This is a genomic window from Pseudomonas sp. GM24, from assembly GCF_000282235.1.
Taxonomy (GTDB): Bacteria; Pseudomonadota; Gammaproteobacteria; order Pseudomonadales; family Pseudomonadaceae; genus Aquipseudomonas.
In genome coordinates this window covers 1-3,311 of record NZ_AKJR01000277.1, presented here as the reverse complement: position 1 = coordinate 3,311, position 3,311 = coordinate 1, and the positions used below count along the sequence as shown (strand labels likewise).

The window sequence follows — 3,311 nt, the reverse complement described above, 5'->3', positions numbered from 1 at the left end:
TTGCTTACTTTTCGGCGTCTGGAAAAGTGAGTCGCTGTAAGAGCGAAACCGCCAGCGGCAGCACCCGCAGCAACGGATATGCCCCCAAATCCCCCACCCCCCCAAATCTCCGGCAGCTTCTACACTGGTTATCACGGCTTGCCCTTCAAGCCCCAGACAACCCCCACCCAAGGAGTCTGTCCCATGCCCGATAGAAAATGCGATTGTCCCAACTGCAAGTGCACCATCAAGGAAGGCGAGCATGCCTACGCAGTTCACGGCAAACACTATTGCTGCGAGGCCTGCGCTCACCACCACAAGAGTGGCGAAGAATGTTCAACCAAGGGCTGTAAATGCGCCCACGGATGACGAACGACGCATAAAAAAAGTGGAGCCTAATCAGGCTCCACTTCCAGTTTCATACTTTCATCATCCAGCCGCTCTGTATGCCTCACTGTGCCTTGCAGCCGTCGCCCTTCAACCCTGACCACGATGGTTTTCGCCTGGTCCAGATCTTCAGGCAGCGGCGCCGGCACTCGCAAGGCAAAGCGAAACGGATCACCTTCGACCGCCTCCAGCCCAACGCGACAGTCCACGCTTTTGGTGATCCGCCCAAACAGCGTATCGAGGCCGTAGTCCAGGTGCGCCGGGCTGATGATGTTGCTCATGGTGCATTCCCCCCGAATGATGCCGATCGATGCGCAGAGCTTAGCTGGTCGGTCGCCACACAACGTTTTCCACGCCGAATTTTTCCGCCATCGGTTTGCTGGTCTTCTGCACTTTTTCACGGCCAAAGCGCGGGATGCGACCAACGCCTGCGTCGCAGCTCGCCCAGTGCCACGCCTCGGTGTTGTCCATTTTGTCCGAGCGGATAATGAACGACTTGGGCGTGCCGTGAAGGGTGTATTCGATGACATAGAGTTTTGCGTTGTTCATAAAGCCCGTATTCCTCCCTGTGGTAATAGAGGGATCGCGGCGCTGCGGGAAAATTCACTCGGATTGTCCGACGGTATCTATCGTTGGCGACGCCGTGGCGCACTGGTTACCATGGGTTTTTCGCCAACCCCAATGAATGCTCGCCATGGCCCTTGCCGCACCCCCAGATCTGAGCGATACCGATGTGCCCGTGCAACGTGTGGCGCGGACGTATCCGCGCGGCTTGTTTATCGAGCCGCATGAGCATGTCTGGGGACAGTTGCTGTATGCGATGAGCGGGGTGATGTGGGTCGAGACGCCGCACGAAGCGCTGGTGGTGCCGCCGCAGCGGGCGGTGTGGTTGCCGCCGGGCGTGCCGCACGGGATTCGCGTGGTGTCGGATTTGCAGATGCGCAATATCTACCTGCGCCCGGCGCTGGCGGCGACGCTGGACACGACGGTGCAGGTGATCGAGGTCGGTGGGTTGCTGCGCGAGTTGATTGTCGGGCTGGTGGAGCAGGGTGAGAGTGGTGAACCAGCCTACTACGAGGCGTTGGTCGGGCTGGCCTTGCTGGAGCTGAAACGCGCACGGCGTTCACAGCTGAAGATCCCGATGCCGGATGACTCCGACCGGCGCTTGATGAATCTGTGTCAGGCAGTGATGGCGGCGCCGTCGCTGGAGATTCCTTTCGAACAGCATGCGGAAAATGCCGGAGCCAGCGTGCGCACCCTGGCGCGGTTGTTCAAGGACAGCCTCGGCATGGGCTTCGCCGAGTGGCGGCGGCAGGTACAACTGGCGACGGCGGTGGCGGCGTTGATTCAGGGCGTGGCGGTGAGTGTGATTGCCCGGGAGCTCGGCTATTCACCCAGTAGCTTCAGCGACATGTTTCGTCGCGAACTGGGCGTCGCCCCTTCGCAATTCACTCTGTAACGACGCTATATCCTGAACCTACACAGAACCTTGTGGGAGCTGGCTTGCCAGCGATAGCGGTGTGTCAGCCGATGAGAATGTCGGATGTACAGGCCTCATCGCTGGCAAGCCAGCTCCCACAGGGTTTTGTGGTGACTGTGGTTGGTTTGTCCGAAATTCAGAAGTCCTTGGCCGATGCCAACCTCGCCGACTCCCTAAACTTTGCCCATTCCTTTCCACGGGCGGAGTTCCTCCCCATGAATTACCTGATTTCGCTAGCCATCGGTCTGGGCGTCGGTCTGTTGTACGGCGCGCTGGATTTCCGTTCTCCGGCGCCACCGGCTATCGCGCTGGTCGGTTTACTCGGCATGTTGGCCGGTGAGCAGTTGTGGCCGATGGGCCGGCAACTGGTCGCGGGCTGGCTGTCCTGAAATCCCTCTTTTCCTTCGGTGGATGTCCCCATGAAAGCACTGCAATTCGATAAAACCGGCGACCTGTCTTCCCTGCGTTACGTCGAGGTGCCGACTCCGGTACCCGGCGCTGACGAAGTGCTGGTGCAGATCAAGGCTGCTGGCCTCAACCCCAGCGATGTGAAAAACGTCCTCGGGCGTTTTCCCTACACCACGCTGCCACGGATTCCCGGTCGGGATTTCGCCGGTGTTGTGATTGAAGGCCCACAGGCGCTGATCGGTCAGGAAGTCTGGGGCACTGGCCGTGAGCTGGGCTTTTTCGCCGACGGCACGCACGCGCAATTCGTCAAACTGCCGGCCAATGGCATAGCGCAAAAACCGTCACACCTGAGTTTCACCCAGGCCGCCAGCCTCGGCGTGCCGTACACCACAGCGTGGGATGCGCTGGAACGCAGTCTGGTGACGGCCGAAACGCGTTTGCTGGTGATCGGCGGCGGGGCTGTGGCGACTGCTGCTTTGGCGCTGGCGAAAGTGCGTGGTGCGCAATTGCTGGCAGCGGCGCGTCGCCCCGAGCAGGTCGCGGATTTGCAGGCGCAGGGTTATCAGACGATTCAACTGGATAAGCCGGAAGACCTCGGCGCGCAGGTCAACGCGGTGTATCGCGGCGGCGCCGATGTGATTTTCGACACCACCGGTTTCTGGCTGCCGGCGTCGGTGGCAGCACTGGCCACTTTCGGACGGATCGCGATCATCGCCGCGCCGGTGGACGGGCATGTGCAACTGCCGGCGCTGGCCTTGTATCGCAAGGGCGGGTCGGTGGTCGGAATCAATTCGCTGTTGTATGGCGTTGAAGCCTGCGCGGCGATGCTCGAGCAGTTCGGGCGGTTCTTCGATGAAGGGTTGTTGCCGTTGCCGCAAGGGTTGGTCGAGGCGCCGTTGGCCGAAGGCCTGTTGCGCTACGCCGACGTCAATCAGGGCAGCGGCGACAAGGTCATCCTCATTCCCTGATACACCGCAAAACCCCTGTAGGAGTGAGCCTGCTCGCGATAGCGGTGTATCAGTTACTCATGATTAAACTGACACACCGCTATCGCGAG

The 3,311-nt window shown here is 60.4% G+C and carries 6 protein-coding genes; 4 read left to right on the top strand and 2 right to left on the bottom strand.

The window, feature by feature from the left end:
* Positions 1-183: 183 nt before the first annotated feature.
* A complete protein-coding gene (locus PMI23_RS29590; protein ID WP_007919030.1) occupies positions 184-348 on the top strand; it encodes a metallothionein in 165 nt (54 codons plus the stop codon).
* Positions 349-374: 26 nt separating this feature from the next.
* On the opposite strand, the gene PMI23_RS26470 is transcribed toward PMI23_RS29590, so the two are convergent.
* Both PMI23_RS26470 and PMI23_RS26465 read right to left on the bottom strand, forming a co-directional pair.
* Positions 375-647: a hypothetical protein gene (locus PMI23_RS26470; RefSeq protein WP_007919028.1), complete on the bottom strand. Its 273-nt coding sequence runs from the start codon at positions 645-647 to the stop codon at positions 375-377.
* Positions 648-687: 40 nt separating this feature from the next.
* Positions 688-915, bottom strand: coding sequence for a DUF6555 family protein (locus PMI23_RS26465; protein WP_007919026.1), 228 nt, complete (start codon positions 913-915; stop codon positions 688-690).
* A gap of 136 nt (positions 916-1,051) precedes the next feature.
* On the opposite strand from PMI23_RS26465, the gene PMI23_RS26460 reads away from it, so the two are divergent.
* The 3 genes from PMI23_RS26460 to PMI23_RS26450 all read left to right on the top strand — a co-directional run bounded on the left by PMI23_RS26460 (position 1,052) and on the right by PMI23_RS26450 (position 3,222).
* Complete coding sequence (locus PMI23_RS26460; protein ID WP_007919024.1) at positions 1,052-1,825, top strand: AraC family transcriptional regulator; 774 nt, start codon at positions 1,052-1,054, stop codon at positions 1,823-1,825.
* Between the two features lie 236 nt (positions 1,826-2,061).
* Positions 2,062-2,235 (top strand): DUF1427 family protein, encoded by a 174-nt coding sequence (locus PMI23_RS29585; RefSeq protein ID WP_007969534.1) that lies wholly within the window; start codon positions 2,062-2,064, stop codon positions 2,233-2,235.
* A 30-nt stretch (positions 2,236-2,265) separates the two neighbouring features.
* The gene (locus tag PMI23_RS26450; RefSeq protein ID WP_007919020.1) at positions 2,266-3,222 is read left to right on the top strand and encodes a quinone oxidoreductase family protein; all 957 of its coding nucleotides are present in this window, start codon (positions 2,266-2,268) and stop codon (positions 3,220-3,222) included.
* Positions 3,223-3,311: the final 89 nt, after the last annotated feature.